The organism is Desulfovibrio fairfieldensis (assembly GCF_001553605.1).
GTDB lineage: Bacteria > Desulfobacterota > Desulfovibrionia > Desulfovibrionales > Desulfovibrionaceae > Desulfovibrio > Desulfovibrio fairfieldensis.
The window spans coordinates 940,263-955,595 of sequence record NZ_CP014229.1 but is presented as its reverse complement, the minus strand read 5'-3'; the positions used below and the strand labels follow the sequence as shown (position 1 = coordinate 955,595).

General features: G+C 58.9%; 14 protein-coding genes. 8 read left to right on the top strand and 6 right to left on the bottom strand.

Going from position 1 to position 15,333, the window contains the following annotated elements; all coding sequences use genetic code 11:
- Position 1: 1 nt before the first annotated feature.
- Both AXF13_RS04165 and AXF13_RS04160 read right to left on the bottom strand, forming a co-directional pair.
- Complete coding sequence (locus AXF13_RS04165) at positions 2 to 1,360, bottom strand: HlyD family type I secretion periplasmic adaptor subunit (RefSeq protein ID WP_062251758.1); 1,359 nt, start codon at positions 1,358 to 1,360, stop codon at positions 2 to 4.
- Positions 1,357 to 3,579 (bottom strand): type I secretion system permease/ATPase, encoded by a 2,223-nt coding sequence (locus AXF13_RS04160; protein WP_062251757.1) that lies wholly within the window; start codon positions 3,577 to 3,579, stop codon positions 1,357 to 1,359. The genes AXF13_RS04165 and AXF13_RS04160 overlap by 4 nt, the downstream gene beginning before the upstream one ends.
- Before the next feature lie 483 nt (positions 3,580 to 4,062).
- Here AXF13_RS04160 and AXF13_RS04155 point away from each other — a divergent pair, with 483 nt between their 5' ends.
- From AXF13_RS04155 to AXF13_RS04140, 4 genes are all read left to right on the top strand, one after another.
- Positions 4,063 to 4,779 (top strand): gluconate 2-dehydrogenase subunit 3 family protein, encoded by a 717-nt coding sequence (locus tag AXF13_RS04155; protein ID WP_062251756.1) that lies wholly within the window; start codon positions 4,063 to 4,065, stop codon positions 4,777 to 4,779.
- Positions 4,780 to 4,782: 3 nt separating this feature from the next.
- Positions 4,783 to 6,561: a GMC family oxidoreductase gene (locus AXF13_RS04150; protein WP_009301787.1), complete on the top strand. Its 1,779-nt coding sequence runs from the start codon at positions 4,783 to 4,785 to the stop codon at positions 6,559 to 6,561.
- A 9-nt stretch (positions 6,562 to 6,570) separates the two neighbouring features.
- Positions 6,571 to 7,851 (top strand): c-type cytochrome, encoded by a 1,281-nt coding sequence (locus AXF13_RS04145; RefSeq protein ID WP_062251755.1) that lies wholly within the window; start codon positions 6,571 to 6,573, stop codon positions 7,849 to 7,851.
- 438 nt (positions 7,852 to 8,289) lie between these two features.
- Complete coding sequence (locus AXF13_RS04140; RefSeq protein WP_009301789.1) at positions 8,290 to 8,817, top strand: DUF1269 domain-containing protein; 528 nt, start codon at positions 8,290 to 8,292, stop codon at positions 8,815 to 8,817.
- A 65-nt stretch (positions 8,818 to 8,882) separates the two neighbouring features.
- On the opposite strand, the gene AXF13_RS04135 is transcribed toward AXF13_RS04140, so the two are convergent.
- Positions 8,883 to 9,083 (bottom strand): hypothetical protein, encoded by a 201-nt coding sequence (locus tag AXF13_RS04135; protein WP_062251754.1) that lies wholly within the window; start codon positions 9,081 to 9,083, stop codon positions 8,883 to 8,885.
- 120 nt (positions 9,084 to 9,203) lie between these two features.
- Between AXF13_RS04135 and tatA the strand changes: the two genes are divergently transcribed.
- Positions 9,204 to 9,398 (top strand): twin-arginine translocase TatA/TatE family subunit, encoded by a 195-nt coding sequence (gene tatA / locus AXF13_RS04130; protein WP_062251753.1) that lies wholly within the window; start codon positions 9,204 to 9,206, stop codon positions 9,396 to 9,398.
- A gap of 71 nt (positions 9,399 to 9,469) precedes the next feature.
- On the opposite strand, the gene AXF13_RS04125 is transcribed toward tatA, so the two are convergent.
- Both AXF13_RS04125 and AXF13_RS04120 read right to left on the bottom strand, forming a co-directional pair.
- Complete coding sequence (locus tag AXF13_RS04125; RefSeq protein WP_062251752.1) at positions 9,470 to 9,925, bottom strand: hypothetical protein; 456 nt, start codon at positions 9,923 to 9,925, stop codon at positions 9,470 to 9,472.
- A gap of 301 nt (positions 9,926 to 10,226) precedes the next feature.
- Positions 10,227 to 11,564 (bottom strand): deoxyguanosinetriphosphate triphosphohydrolase, encoded by a 1,338-nt coding sequence (locus AXF13_RS04120; RefSeq protein WP_062251751.1) that lies wholly within the window; start codon positions 11,562 to 11,564, stop codon positions 10,227 to 10,229.
- 410 nt (positions 11,565 to 11,974) lie between these two features.
- On the opposite strand from AXF13_RS04120, the gene AXF13_RS04115 reads away from it, so the two are divergent.
- The 3 genes from AXF13_RS04115 to AXF13_RS04105 all read left to right on the top strand — a co-directional run bounded on the left by AXF13_RS04115 (position 11,975) and on the right by AXF13_RS04105 (position 14,877).
- The gene (locus AXF13_RS04115; protein WP_062251750.1) at positions 11,975 to 12,946 is read left to right on the top strand and encodes a TRAP transporter substrate-binding protein; all 972 of its coding nucleotides are present in this window, start codon (positions 11,975 to 11,977) and stop codon (positions 12,944 to 12,946) included.
- A 164-nt stretch (positions 12,947 to 13,110) separates the two neighbouring features.
- On the top strand, positions 13,111 to 13,590 hold the full coding sequence (locus AXF13_RS04110) for a TRAP transporter small permease (RefSeq protein WP_062251749.1): 480 nt from the start codon (positions 13,111 to 13,113) through the stop codon (positions 13,588 to 13,590).
- 9 nt (positions 13,591 to 13,599) lie between these two features.
- Positions 13,600 to 14,877: a TRAP transporter large permease gene (locus tag AXF13_RS04105; RefSeq protein ID WP_008684621.1), complete on the top strand. Its 1,278-nt coding sequence runs from the start codon at positions 13,600 to 13,602 to the stop codon at positions 14,875 to 14,877.
- A 268-nt stretch (positions 14,878 to 15,145) separates the two neighbouring features.
- On the opposite strand, the gene AXF13_RS04100 is transcribed toward AXF13_RS04105, so the two are convergent.
- Complete coding sequence (locus AXF13_RS04100) at positions 15,146 to 15,307, bottom strand: hypothetical protein (RefSeq protein ID WP_062251748.1); 162 nt, start codon at positions 15,305 to 15,307, stop codon at positions 15,146 to 15,148.
- Between the last annotated feature and the right edge of the window lie 26 nt (positions 15,308 to 15,333).

Sequence of the window (15,333 nt, the reverse complement as noted above, 5' to 3'; positions counted from 1 at the left end):
ATTAACGTTCTCTCAGGGCATTCTGACGTGCCTTGAGGATGGGTTTCAGCAAATAATCGAGGATGGATTTCTTGCCCGAGATAATATCCACGCTCGCCACCATGCCGGGAATAATCGGCAACTGTTCGTTGCGGTAGTTGATGGCGTTCTTTTGCGTGCGCAATTTGACGAGATAGTAATACTCGCCTTTCCTGTCTTCGATGGTGTCGGCGCTGATCTGCTCCACACGCGCTTCAAGGCCGCCGTAAATGGAAAAATCATAGGCCGAAATTTTGACCATGGCTTTCTGATCGGCATGAATAAAGGCAATATCCGCAGGACGGATGCGCGCCTCCACCAGCAGCGTGTCGTCCAGAGGCACCACTTCCATGACCGGATCGCCGGGGCGCACCACGCCGCCCAGAGTATTGACAACCACCCGCTTGACCGTGCCGCGTACCGGCGAGCGCAGCTCCGTGCGCGTTACCCGGTCGCCTCCGGCGGAAAGCACTTCCTGCAGGGAGGTCAGCTCCGTGCGGCGTTTGTTGATTTCCTCGGAAATCTGCGCCTCCATCTCGGCCTTGCGCAGGGCGAGCTTGCGCCGGGCCTCCTCGGCCGCTTCTTTCGCTTTGGACATGGTGGAGGAAAGAGCTTCGATATCCCCGCCCAAGGTCACCACCCTCTGTTCCAGGTCCAGATAATCCACCTTGGAAAAGAGCTTACGATCCACCAGAGGCTTGGCGATGTCGCGGCGCTCTTCGGCCAGAGCCAGGGTTTTCTCCAATTGCACCTTGCGGCCCTGCTGCTCATCCACGTCTTCCAGGCGCTGCTTGTACTGTGACTCGAGCAATTGCGTTTCCGAAGTGGACTTGTCGCGGCGGGTCTGGAACATTTCTTCCTGGTCGGTCACAATCTGCGGCGCTTTTTCCCTCAGTTCCGCGCTGAACACAGGTTCTGTTCCGTTTTTTTCAGCTTCCAGACGGACCAGGGCCACCTGATTTTCAAGGGCTTTGTTCATGGCGTCGCGGTACTGGCTGGCCGCGCCCAGGTTGTCCAGACGGGCCAGGAGCTGGTTTTTCTCCACCACATCGCCTTCCCTGACCAGTATCTCGCGCAGGATGCCGCCTTCCAGGTTCTGAATGACCTGGGTGCGCTGCGCTGCCACCACCTGCCCCTGGCCGTGCGTCACCTCGTCCAGTTCCGCCCAGGCCGCCCAGGCAACCAGAAGCGCAACCAAACCCACAGTGCCCAGCGAAAGAAAAACCGCTCCGATTCCGCCCCGGCGCTGCAGGGCCGCGTCCACCCGGTTCATATAGGGCAGGTCTTCCTGTTTGCCGCCCTGGTCCGTCCGGCTTCGGAAAGAGTGCAGGAGTTTTTTCATGCCTGGCCTCCGGCGGCCGGGGAAAGCTGCCCGCTTTCCGGCTTCGGGACGGACGGCGGCCCGTTCAGGGCGCGCAAAACAGCCTCCCGGGGCCCGTCGGCGATAATTTTGCCGTCTTCAACGACGATCAGCCTGTCCACCAGGTCCAACAGGCCGGGCCGGTGGGTAATGAGCACCAGGGTCTTGTTGGCTGTGATTTTCGCCAGGCGGTCCCGGATCAGCCGTTCCGTGCCCTTGTCCATATTGCTGGTGGGCTCGTCGAGAATCAGCACTTCCGGATCATGCAGCAGGGCCCTGGCCAGAGCCACGGACTGGCGCTGCCCGCCGGAAAGGGACATGCCCCGTTCCCCGACCTGGGCCCCCAGGCCGCCGGGCAGGGCGCGGATGAAATCCGAAGCTCCGGCCAGATACGCGGCCCGCAGCACCATCTGATCCTCAATGCCGGGATCGTCGAGGGCGATATTATCGCGGATATTGCCGTAAAAAAGCGTCACATCCTGGGGCAGAAAACCGATGCGCCCCCGCAGGTTGGCCGGGTCCATCTGGCGGATGTCCACGCCGCCGTAACGCACCGTTCCGGCCTGGGGCGCGTAGAGCCCGGCCATGAGGCGGCCCAGGGTGGACTTGCCCGACCCCATTCTGCCGACAATGCCCACCTTCTCGTGGGGCCGGATGCTGAAGGAAATACCCTCAAGCGCCTTTTTCTTGGCGTTGGGATAGCTGAATTCCGCGTTTTCAAAGGAAAAGGCAGGCTGCAACAGGCCGAAGTCCACATGCTCCTCGTCCCCGTCGTCCTCAGTGGGCAGTTCCATGATGGCATTCAGGGCGCTCAGGGACAGGCGCGACTGCTGCAGGCGCGAAATCATGCCCGCCAGCTGCATGAGCGGAGCCATGGCCCTGCCCGCGAGGATATTACAGGCGATGAGCCCGCCCATGGTCAGGGAACCGGCTATAATCAGATACACGCCCCAGACGATGACCCCCACGGAAACCAGCTGGCTGATGCCGCCGGACACGCTCAGCGTCAGCGTGGCATAGCGGCGGGACTGGCGCGTGGTTTCGGCGGACATGTCCGAAAGCTGCTCCCAGAGATACAGCAGGCGGCTTTCCGCACCGGTGATCTTGACGGTTTCCAGGCCGTGGACGATCTCCACCAGAAGCGCGTGCTTCTGCATATTCAAGAGATAATTCTGTGCCGCCGAACGCCGGGCCGCCAGTTGCAGCAGCAGCCCGAGGCCGATCATCAGGGGTACGGCCGCCAGAGGCACGATGGCAAGCGGCCCTCCGATGAAGGCGATGAGCCAAAGAAAAATGATCAGAAACGGCATGTCCGCGAGGGCCACCAGGCTGCCGGAGCTGAAAAATTCCCGCAGGGCCTCGAACCCGCTCAGATTGTTGACGAGCCCGCCCGTGGAATCGGGTTTGGCCTCCATGCGCAGGCTGAGCACTTTGCTCATCAGCTTGCTGGAAAGCACCACGTCCGCGTTGCGTCCCGCCATATCCACGAAATAGCCGCGCACATTGCGCAGGATGAAGTCCACCAGGTAGGCGAACAGTACGCCCGTGGCCAGAACCCAGAGCGTTTCCTCGGCCTGGTTGGGCACCACCCGGTCATAGACGTTCATGGCGAACAGGGAACTGGCCACGCCCAGCAGGTTGATAATCACGGTGGCGATGATGACGTGCTTATACAGGGGCAGGTAATGGGCGATGACGTCCCAGAACCAGCGCCTGGTCACGGGAAGGCGCAGATTGGCGCGGGCGTCCAGCCGCCCGGCGAGGCTGCCGAAGGCCGTGTAGCCCGTATATTCCGCCTCAAGGTCGGCCAAGGGCACGCGCTTGGCATGTTCGCCCTCTTCGGGCAGGACCACTTCCGCCGTCTCCGCGTCGCGGCTCAGAAGCACGCAACTGCGGCCGCCGGCCAGCAGCAGAATGCAGGGCAGCACCAGAGAGGAAATATCACTCAGGGATTTGCGGTGAACAATGCGGCCGTCCAGCCCCCAGCGCCGGGCCGCGCGCAGGCAGGCTTCCGGCGAGTTGACGCTGGGACCGCCCAGAATGCCGCTCAGCAGCAAGGGCATGGAGACGGGACGGCCCAAAAGACGCAGCAATGTGCCCAAGGAACGGGCGAACGGCGGGACATGGTCCGCGCGTTCAGGAATAGTTTCGGGCAGGATGTCCTGATCAGCCCCAGCCAAGAGACTTGTTGTCTGGCTCATGCGCGCTCAATAGAAACACCCTGCCCTCTACCCCATTAGGAAATTCTATACTCTATGGGACCGATACGCAAGCATCCCTGATGGGAACGGTAAAAAGTTCTTTCCCTTTTGCGCAGCTTTTTGAAGATATCTACCGCCTTCGGACGGGATTTAATCTTAGTAAAAAAATCAGTTGCCAGATTGACACCATGAAGAGAATAGGCATAAGCCGATATACGTTGCTGCTGTACTATGGTAGTTACAGCGTCTGGACTTCACACTTCAAAAATCCCTCGGCACGCCTTCCAAAAGCCTCTGTTCGGATTTCCCCAAGCCTAAAGTTCAACGCCTTCCCTACCAAAAATCAGCAAGAGACAGGAGAATGCGCGTCCGGCCCTTCGCGGTTGCGGCGCTGTCTCCGCAACTCTATTGCGTAGTTCCGAGTTGTTGCAAGGTGGTTTGTTTTTCGAGGGGTGACGTTAACCCCAATATATGGAGTCATGTATGTCGAAAGATACGCTTGAAAGATCGCGCAGAGATTTTCTGATAAAGAGCATAGCCGTTGCTCCCGTTCTGGCGCTTGGCGGCATTGCGCTTGACGCCAGGGCCGCGTCCTCATCGCAGGCCGTGGCTGAGAGCGCGGGCGGCTATCAGCCGACGTTCTTTAACCAAGAGGAATTTGAATTCATCAAGGCGGCTGTCGCTCGGCTTATACCCGAGGACACGCTGGGCCCCGGCGCGCTGGAAGCCGGTGTTCCGGAATTTATTGACCGCCAGATGCAGACGCCGTATGGCGTCGGCGCCAAAATGTATATGCAGGGCCCCTTCCGGCCGGATGCATCCCCGGATCTCGGCTACCAGCTGCCGCTCACGCCACAGGAGATTTACCGCCTCGGCATTGCGGAAGCGAACAATTTCGCCCGCAAAAGGCACAATGCCCCCTTCAACAAGCTGTCAGCCGCGCAGCAGGATGCCCTGCTTGAGCAGATGGAATCAGGAAAGGCGGAGTTTGAAAAACTGCCTTCCAACGTCTTTTTTGCCGCCCTGCTCCAGAACACCCGCGAAGGTTTCTTCAGCGATCCCGTTCATGGGGGCAATCAGCGGTTGACCGGCTGGAAGCTCATCGGTTTTCCCGGGGCAAGGGCCGACTTTATGGATTGGGTGGAAAGAAACGAGAAATATCCTTTCCCGCCGGTGTCCATCAGCGGAGAAAGGGGGTAGGTTATGGCAAAAGTAATGAAAAAAGTGGATGCTGTTGTGATCGGCTTTGGCTGGACCGGAGCCATTATGTCCAAAGAGCTGATCGAAGCCGGACTGAGCGTGGTCGCCCTTGAGCGGGGACCGGCCCATGATACCTATCCCCTGGGTTCCTACCCCCAGAGCATTGACGAGCTGACCTACAACACTCGTCATAAAATATTTCAGAACCTTTCCAAGAGTACAGTAACATTCAGGCATGCCAAGGATCAGACAGCCGTGCCGTACCGCAAACTCGCGGCATTTTTGCCCGGGACAGGCACCGGCGGCGCGGGGCTGCACTGGTCGGGCGTCCATTTTCGCGTCGCTCCCATGGAATTGCGCATGCGCAGCCATTATGAGGAACGCTACGGCAAAGACTTCATCCCTGAAGGAATGACCATTCAGGATTTCGGCGTCACCTACGACGAACTGGAGCCTTTTTTCGACAAGGCGGAAAAGGTCTTCGGAACATCCGGCACAGCCTGGAGCGTCAACGGTAAAATCGTCGGCAAGGGCAAGGGCGGCAACTTCTTCGCTCCGGATCGCTCAAATCCCTTTCCGCTCCCGGCGCAAAAGCGCACCTATTCGGCCCGGCTCTATTACAAGGCGGCTGAATCCGCCGGCTTTCACCCCTATGACCTGCCTTCGGCCAACACCTCGCAAACCTATACCAATACCTACGGCGCCCAGATGGGGCCGTGCAATTTCTGCGGCTTTTGCAGCGGGTACGCCTGTTACATGTACTCCAAGGCGTCTCCCAATGTGAACATCCTGCCCGCGTTGCGCCGGGAACCGGGGTTCGAGCTGCGCAACGACTCCTGGGTTCTCAAGGTCAACCTCAGCAAAGACAAAAAAACGGCCACGGGCGTCACCTATGTGGACTCACAGGGCAACGAGGTCGAACAGCCCGCGGATATCGTCGTCATTTCGGCTTTCCAGTTCCATAACGTGCACCTGATGCTGTTGTCCGGCATCGGCAAGCCGTATGATCCCGCCACCAATACGGGCGTCGTGGGCCGGAACTTTTCGTATCAGAACATGACCACCATAAAAGCCTTCTTTGACAAGAATGTTCATACCAATCCCTTTATCGGCGCGGGCGGCGCGGGTGTCGCCATAGACGACTTCAACGCCGACAACTTCGACCACGCCCCGTACGGCTTTGTGGGCGGCGCGCCGTTCTGGGTAAACCAGGCCGGAACAAAGCCGATCTCCGGCCTGCCCACAGCGCCGGGCACTCCCAACTGGGGCAGCAAATGGAAAGCCGACGTGGCGGAAAACTATACCCACCATCTTTCCATGGACGTGCACGGCGCGCATCAGTCCTACAGGGTCAACTATCTGGATCTGGACCCGACGTACAAATCGGTCCATGGCCAGCCTCTCCTGCGCATGACCTTTGACTGGCAGGACAACGACATCAAAATGAACCAGTTCATGTTCAAGAAGCTGGAAATCATTGCCAGGGCGCTGCATCCCAAATTCATTACCGGCAGCCCCAAACATCCCGGAGAACATTTCAATCTCGGCACATACCAGACGACGCATTTGAACGGCGGAGCCGTCATGGGCACTGATCCGAATACCAGCGCCGTCAACCGCTTTCTGCAGAACTGGGATGTGCACAATGTTTTCGTTCCCGGCGCATCCGCTTTTCCGCAGGGCCTGGGCTATAATCCCACCGGGCTGGTGGCGGCCCTGACCTACTGGTCCGCCAAAGCCATTCGCGAAAATTATCTCAAAAAGCCCGGACCGTTGGCGTAAGGAGCAACCATGAAAAAACTACTTATCGTTCTGACGTTGGGTGTTTTTGCCGTGGCCGCAACGGCGCGGGCAGCCACAAGCGATCTTGAGCAGAGCGTCAGGCGCGGCGAATATGTCGCCCGCGCGTCAAACTGCATTGCCTGTCACACCTACCACAAGGGCCCTTATGCCGGAGGCGTTCCTTTCGGCATCGTCAACAGCCCCAATATTACCCCGGACAAGGAAACAGGCATCGGCAGATTCGACTTCGCCGCCTTTGACAAGGCGGTGCGGCAGGGCATCTCGCCAAGAGGCCCCATGTCGGTCATGATGCCTCCCTCGTATGCGATCATGACCGATGAAGACGTGCATGACCTGTATAACTTCTTCATGCACGGCGTTCAGCCCATCGACAATAAGGTCAGTCAGCCCGACAAGCCGGTGAGCGAAGCGGCTCCACGAGAGGTCAGGCCCTTCGCCCCCGCCCCCGGAGAAAACCCGGTGGTGGCGCGTGGCCGCTACCTGGTGGAAGGATTGGGCCACTGCGGCTTCTGCCATACGCCCAGAAATGCGCAGGGGGTCGAAAAGGCCCAATGGGCGAGTCAGGGCAAGGACTTTTTGTCCGGCGGCGGCAATTATGCCGGTTGGATAGCCATCAATCTGCGGGGAGACAATCAGGACGGGCTGGCCGGACGCAGCGTGGGGGACCTGACGGAGTTCTTCCTGACCGGGCGCAATGATCCTACAGCCGCCTTCGGCAAGATGATCGAGGTGGTTGAAACCAGCACGCGCTATCTGACCCGCGACGATGCCGTTGCCATGGCGCGTTTTCTGAAATCCCTTCCCGCCAAGGATCCGTCCCAAGCGCCTTTCAGGGAAGACAAGACGGTCGCCCGGCAATTGTGGAAAGGCGATGACAGCAAGCCAGGGGCAGCCGCCTATGTGGACAGCTGCGCAAGCTGCCATAGAACCGATGGAAGCGGCTATGCCCGTTTCTTCCCGGAACTGCGCGGCAACCCGGTTCTGCTGAGCGGAGATCCCGTCTCGCTCATTCACATTGTTCTTCAGGGGCAAACGCTGCCCGGTTTCAAGGCCGCCCCTTCCTCCATAACCATGCCGCCCTTCGGCTGGCGGCTTGATGACCAACAGCTTGCCGATGTGGTGACATTTATCCGCGGCAGCTGGGGGAATCATGCTCCCGCTGTAAGCGCTGAAGACGTGCGCAAAGTTCGTGAGGACAAGTCCCTTTTCCCGGACCCGCGCGTTTTCGGAAACAGCAGCGTGGACAAGCTGCTGAATACCCAACCGTAAGCAAAACAACAGGCTGACCGCCGGGTGCGCGTTTCATGGAGCCGTACCCGGCGGTCAGGCCGCGATACTTCGCCCCCAGCGGGTTTTCAACCTGTTGACCCGGGCTTGTCTCTAAATAGGATTTTCGTTCTCTGCCGAAGGCGCCGGCCCTTGCCGCGTCAGCGGCTTACAGGCGCCCGCACCGCCGGAGCAGGGCTCTGTAAACCGCCCTGCCGCTGGCAGGCGCGAAAATAATTCCGGCCGGGCACGGTGCTGCCCTCGCGCAGACATTGCCGGGAGAGACGAATCCGTTTATAAGAAATCAGCACGGGTGATCCCGCGCCCGCCCACGGGCGAAATGTTTGCCCGGAAGAGCGCAAACCGTGCATCAATGCGTAGATTCGGACCAGGTTGACGTTACACCCGAATATATAGCCCAATTTCATATAGGAGTTTGATATGCGTAATCTAATCGTCGTGGTTTACGACACGGAATTCAAGGCCGAGGAAGTTCGTCTCGACTTCATTAAGATGCAGAAATCCTACCTTGTTTCGCTTGAGGATGCCGTCATTGCTGAAAAGAAGCCGAACGGCAAAATCAAATTGCACCAGATGTACAATTTGACGGCGAGCGGCGCGGTCGGCGGCGGCTTCTGGGGAACGCTCATCGGCCTGATCTTTATGAATCCCCTGCTCGGCCTTGTGGTCGGCGCCGGGGCCGGCGCGGTTGCCGGGGCCTTGAGCGACGTGGGCATCAATGACAACTTCATGAAACAGCTTGCGGAAAAGCTGACCCCCGGCACGTCCGCCCTGTTTGTGCTGGTCGATTCCACCCTGACGGACAAGGTGCTCGACGAACTGCGCGGCACCGGCGGCACTATCCTGCAATCTTCGCTTTCGCATGAAGACCAGGCCAAATTGCAGGCCGTTCTGGACAGCGCCCGCACGGCTCAGCAAGACGCCGAACCGGCCCAGGAAAACAAGTAGAACGTTCCCGTCAAAGGCCGCTCTCCCCAAAGGAGGGCGGCCTTTGATTCCACAACACGCTGCATTCATTTTCCGGAAGCAATTTCAGAACTGTCCATGGCCGTGATCGCTGACAACAGCGCGCGGCCATTTTTCATGGAGCGGTTTTTCTCAGCTTCGGGCACGACACGGCTCGCATTGCGCCGGGAGATTTCCCGGCCGCCTCTCCCGAACCTTTCGCGCGCAAAATCCTTGAACAAGGGCGGCACGCCGTTCTTCCCGGCCACGGGGTCTTCTGCCAGACAGCTTGCTTTTACAATGAAGGCGGGTATGGTAAGGCAGGATAGGTAAAAAGCCGGACCGGTTCCGGCCCCGCATTGATTGCATCCCAAAAAGGAAGTCCCGCTATGTTGGATTTATTCAGTATACCGCATCTGCTCATGGTTCTGCTGGTTGTAATGCTGTTGTTCGGCACGAAAAAGCTGCCTGAAATCAGTGCCGGGCTCGGCAAGGCCATCAAAAACTTCAAACAGGCCGTCAACGAACCGGATGAAATAGATATCAGCCACAAAAAAAGCGATACGAACAAGTCGGACAGCTAAACGCATGCGAAGAGCGCCGGGATTCAAAACATCCCGGCGCTCTTGGTCCTTACCGCCGCCGGCTGAGTGCTCTACTTGTCTTCCGGTTCCGGCTCCTGGAAATCCGCCACCAGCGAACAAAGCCGGTTCAGCATGTCCAAGGGCTGGGACATCAGGTTTTCAACAATCTGGTTGAGAAAAAAGCCGTCCACCTCTTCCTCCTCATCAAAGTGGCGCATGAGGCAGGAAAGAACTTCAAGTTTGCCGCGCACCATATGCAGGGCTTCCTGCCAGTCTCCGGCGCCGCACTCCTCCAACAGGCACTTTTCCTCTTTCACGGCGAAGTCCGGAAGAAGGTAGGTACGGGTCTCGCCGGACGCCGCTCCCGGCGTGGGGGAAGACGTGTCCGCCGCATTGCCGCCGTCCCGGCCTGCCGGGCAAAAGGCCAGCAGGGCCTGGGCGGTTTCTTGCAGCTTTGCGGCCAGCGCGCTGAAATCCGGAAGACTTGGGCGTGGGGAAGGAACGGGAGTCGAGAGAGATTGGGACATAAGGCACCTCACTGGTTTTTTGATTTGAGCCCTCAGAACGAAAAGCTCCGGGTGCTCAAAACCGCCAGTGAGCGGCGGGCTATTTCCCGGCAAGCCGGTCTTGTATTTCGCCCACACCCGGAACATCAATGCAGGAAGCAGGCCCCAAAAGGGCACAAGAAAACCCACAAACTTTCGGGGTGGGAAACCGTCACTGGAAGGTGTTTTGAGCACCTTTTGGGAAAAAAGCACACTAAGAATCAAAGGTCAAGCCCGCTCGGAACGGGAAAAGGCCCGCTCTCTTTCCCGCCGCGCTTGCGCGTCAACCGGCCGTGCCGGAAAACTGCCTGGAAATGAACGTGGCATAATCGTCCGTCATGCCGGAAATGAAATCAAGGACGCGCAGATATGATTGATAGAGATCGTCGTCGTGCGTCGGAGCGTTCACGCCCATGAGATGCAGCGCCCGTTCCTCCTGATAGGTGAGACTGCGGTTCATCTTGACCTTGAAGCAGGCCGGAATAAAGACGTCCAGAAGCCGCCGGTACAGATTGTACGCGCCCACCTCCAGGGAAATCTTCTGGTTATTGTTCAGGATCTTTTCAGTAAAAATCCTTTTCGCCCGCTCCAGATAGTCGGCGACGTCGCTTTCCGCGTGCTTGAGCAGGCTCCCTTCCAGGCGGCCCTCCATGATCTCCGCGTACTTGTCCTCAAAGGTCCGGCCCAGCGAGCGCACGATATGCGAAATCAGCTGCGCGCGGAGAAAGCCCGCCCGCCGCCTGTCGGAATCCATAACCTTCTGTTTTTCCTCGTCAATGTTCAGGGCCGCTTTCAACGGCTCCAGCACGTCGAGGATGTCCTCATACGAGATGATCCGCAGCTCCCGCGCGTCTTCCATGTCAATAATGCGGTAGCAGACATCGTCGGCGGCCTCCAGCAGATAGGAAAGCGGATGGCGGCGGAACCCGCCGCAACTGAGGCCCAGCGTTTCAAACACCTGACAGAAGATATTTTTTTCCGCCGCATAATAGTTGAATTTTTTTGAATCGCTCCCCACAGCCTCATAGGAAGAGTTCGGATATTTGACCAGAGCGGCAATGACCGGAAAGGTCAGGCGGAACCCGCCGCGATCCTTATTGTTTTCAATCCGGTTGATCAGCCGGAAGCCCTGGGCGTTGCCGTCAAAGGTCTTGAAGTCGGTTTTTTCGTATTCCCTGAGTTCCTTCAGATAGTTGCCGCCGTTCTGCTCGTCCTTGAACCAGTCCTGGATGGCGGATTCCCCGGCATGCCCGAACGGCGGGTTGCCGATATCATGGGCCAGGCAGGCGGCCTGCACGATCTGCCCGAAATGGACCGGCGTGAAACCTTGGGGCATGTCTCCCCGCCCGGCTACCGCCTGCCCCGCCAGAATGCCCAGCGAGCGCCCCACGCAACTGACTTCCAGGGAATGAGTCAATCGGTTGTGAATATGATCGTTCCGGCTCAGGGGATGCACCTGCGTCTTTTTCGCAAGCCTGCGGAACGAACTGGAAAATACGATTCTGTCGTAATCCTGTAGAAAGGGGTTCCTGTCGTCCGACAGCTCATAACAGCGGGTTCCCGTACCGGTTATCCGGTGCGGGGCGAGCAGTTTTTGCCATTGTTCCGCATGCACAGTCATAAGCATACCTCCGGCGACATGGGATATGTGGGGCAACGATCCCCATGGCGTCAACGCCAGCCTACACAATTTTCTTTTGCCCCGACAGAGGCGGCTTTTCCCCCGCACCGGCCGTCGGAAGCGGCGCAAACAGGCCCTGGCGCCGTGGCGGGCAAAAAGACTATTATTCCACACAGTAAAAGAAATCCATCAGCATGTAGCGGGGATATTCATTGAGCATGCAAACAATATACAGGGAATTTTCTTGCCAGATACCGGGAGCAAGGCTACATAGATAAGTATATAAATGGCATGGAGCGTGGCTTTCTTCACACGCGGAGGAACCGTCGCGGGGGCCGCGGTGACTCTCGAAATGCGTGCGCAAGCCCGGCTTCGGATTCATAATTCGTATTCTTACAAGGGAGTTGTGTATGTTCCGCACCATCATGTCCGCCGCCGCCATTCTGCTGTTCGGCGCATCCCTGGCTCTGGCCGCGCCCGTCACCCTGAAACTGGGGCACATTGCCGAGCCTGAAAATCCCTACGGCCAGGGCGCGGACCATTTCGCCAAACTGGTGAAAGAGCGCACCAACGGCGAAGTGGAAATCAAGGTCTACCCCTCCAGCCAGCTGGGCAATCAGCGCGACCTTGTTGAAGGCCTGACCTTCGGCACGGTGGACATGACCCTCACCGGCACCGCCGTGCTGGGCAATTTCGTGCCCGAAGTGGCGGTCTTTGACCTGCCCTTCATTTTCCGCGACGTGCAGCACGCCTACAAGGCCCTGGACACCGTGGGCATGGATCTGTGCAAAAAGGGCGAGGCCCGGGGCATGATCACCCTGGCCATCTGGGAAAACGGCGTGCGCCACATGACCAACAACGTCCGCCCCATCAAGACCCCCGAAGACATGAAGGGCCTCAAATTCCGCGTCATGGAACAGCCCGTGTACATTGAAATGATGAAGGCCCTGGGCGCGAGCCCCACCCCCATGGCCATGAGCGAGCTGTACACCGCCTTGCAGAAGGGCGTCATCGACGGGCAGGAAAATCCCCTGGCCCACATCGCCACCAAGCACTTCTACGAGGTGCAGAAATATCTCTCCCTTACCGGGCATACCTATGCCTCCGAGCCCGTGCTGATCAGCACCATCGCCTGGAAAAAACTCAGCCCCGAACAGCAGCGGATCGTGCGCAAGGCCGCCGAGGACACCCGCGACTGGCAGCGCCAGCTCTGCCGCGACCTGGAAGGCAAATTCCTGAAGACCATCCAGGACAGCGGCAAGTGCCGGGTCAACGAGGATGTGGACAAGGAAGCCTTTGCCAAGGCCACGCGCGGCGTGTGGGACATCTACACCAAGCGCTTCGGCGACGACAACATCAAGGCCGTTCTGGCCGTGAAGTAAGCGGACATTCCTCGTTTTTGCGGCGGGCTTCCCCGAAGCAAAGTAACTTTGAAAAGTTACTTTGCTCCGGAGGTTGCGAAAGCGGACGCCCGCCGTCTCTTCACCGGCGTCGGCTGTCGCCGGACGGGTGAAGGACGCGGCGTATCGGCAGCCGGAGGGTTTCCATGATCGCATTGTCCAGATTTTTAGAAAAGATGCTCAAGGCCCTGGTGATTGTCGCCAATGCGGCCATGTTGCTGCTGGTGTTCGGGCAGGTCATCACGCGTTATGTGTTCGGCTGGACCCCGCATTTCGGGGAAGAGCTTGCGCGTTATCTCTTCGTCTGGGTGGTTTTTCTTTCGTTGCCCCTGGTGGCCCGTTACGGCGGGCATATGTGCATCGAAACCCTGACCAGCCGCGTCAAGGGCGCTACGCTCAAGACGCTGAATATCCTTGCCGACATTTTCTCCATCGCCTTTTTGTCCATCATGGTCTGGAACGGCGTGCGCATGGTCATGCTGGCCGATTTCCAGACCTCGCCGGCCATGATGATCCCCATGTCCTGGGTGTATGTGGTCATTCCGTTCGGCTGCGGCGTCATGCTGTTGTATGTTCTCGGCAACCTCGTGCGCGTCCTCAAAACGCCCGCCGCGGAACTGAAGTAGGAGGCCGCCATGACATTGTGGGTTATTCTGACGTCCTTTGTGCTGATTCTGGCCACCGGCGCTTCCATCGGCGTGGCTTTGGGCCTTTCTTCGGCCATTGTGCTCTACGCCGTGCTGGATATGCCGCTCATCGTGGTGGTGCAGCGCATGTTCACCTCGGTGGATTCCTTTTCCTTCATGGCCGTGCCCTTCTTTATGCTGGCCGGGGCCTTCATGTCCGACGGCGGCGTGACCCGCCGCATCGTTGACTTTTCCATGGCCCTGGTGGGCGCGCTGGCCGGCGGCCTCGCCCTGGTGGTGGCCGTGGCGGGCATGTTCTTCGCGGCTCTCTCGGGCTCCTCGGCCGCCACCACAGCGGCCATCGGCGCGTCCATGATCGATGAAATGGAGCGGCGCGGTTATCCCCGTTCCTTCGCGGCGGCCGTGGTGGCCAGCGGCGGCACCGTGGGCATCGTCATTCCGCCGTCCATCACCATGGTGGTCTACGGTTCCATTGCCAACACTTCCATTGCCGACCTGTTCATCGCGGGTTTCGCGCCCGGCATTCTCATGGGCGTGAGCATGTGCGTGGTGAGCTGGGTCATTTCCAAAAGAAACGGCTATCAGGGCGAGGGGCATTTCTCGGTCATGCGCATTCTGCGCTCCTTCAGGGAATGCTTCTGGGCGCTGATGATGCCGGTGATCATTCTCGGCGGCATTTACACGGGCATTTTCACGCCCACGGAGGCCGCCGCCGTGGCCGCCGTGTACGGAGCCCTGGTGGGCTTTTTCATCTACAGGGAGCTGACCCTGGCCCATCTGCCCAAAACCCTGCTCAGCGCGGCCTACAACACTACGATGATCATGTTCGTGGTGGGCGCGGCCAACCTGTTCGGCTGGATTCTGACCAACGCCCAAGTGCCGCACATGCTGGCCCAGAGCTTCGCCACCCTCACCGACAGCCCCATTGTTTTCCTCATGCTGGTCAACGTGCTGCTGCTCTTTATCGGCACGCTGATCAACGCCTCGGCCGCGGTGGTCATTCTCACGCCCATTCTGTTGCCCGTGGCCACGGGCATGGGCATCGACCCCATGTTCTTCGGGGTGCTCATGGTGGTGAACCTGGCCATCGGCTGCATCACCCCGCCCGTGGGCCTGGACCTCTTTGTGGTGGCCTCCATCACCGGCCTGTCCATCGACAAGGTCACGGCCAAGGTCATGCCCTATCTGATCATGCTGCTGGTGGACCTGGTGCTGCTGACCTACTTCCCGTCCATCATCACCTTCCTGCCCGATCTGCTGCGCTGACGAAGCGTCGGCCGGAACAGACAGGCTTCCTCCACATCAGTGGGGGAAGCCTGCGACACAAAAAGCGGCGGGTTTCCCCGCCGCTTTTTTTCTGGCATTCGTATTCCGTCAAATCAGCATGAAAATGCTCTCGTGTCGCGTCAAGCGACACATGTCGCAAACCCGCAAGGGGGTGCGCGCCGCCACAGGCGGCGTACGCACAGCAAAAAAACGCGGTTTTTGCTGTGCGATCTTCACGCTGAACCGACAGATGAAGCGTGACATCCCACTAATCGCACACGCCGGTGTGCTCCGGCCCTTCGGGAACCTGGCAGGCATTCTGCCGCTGGCCGCTGCCGCCGCATTCATAGCAGGCGGAACCGTCGTTATTCTTGCCGCTGCCGTGGCAAACCGGGCAGGTGGTGTATCCATCATCTTTTTTTTCCGTCATGGTGCGTACCTCCGTATATATGCACG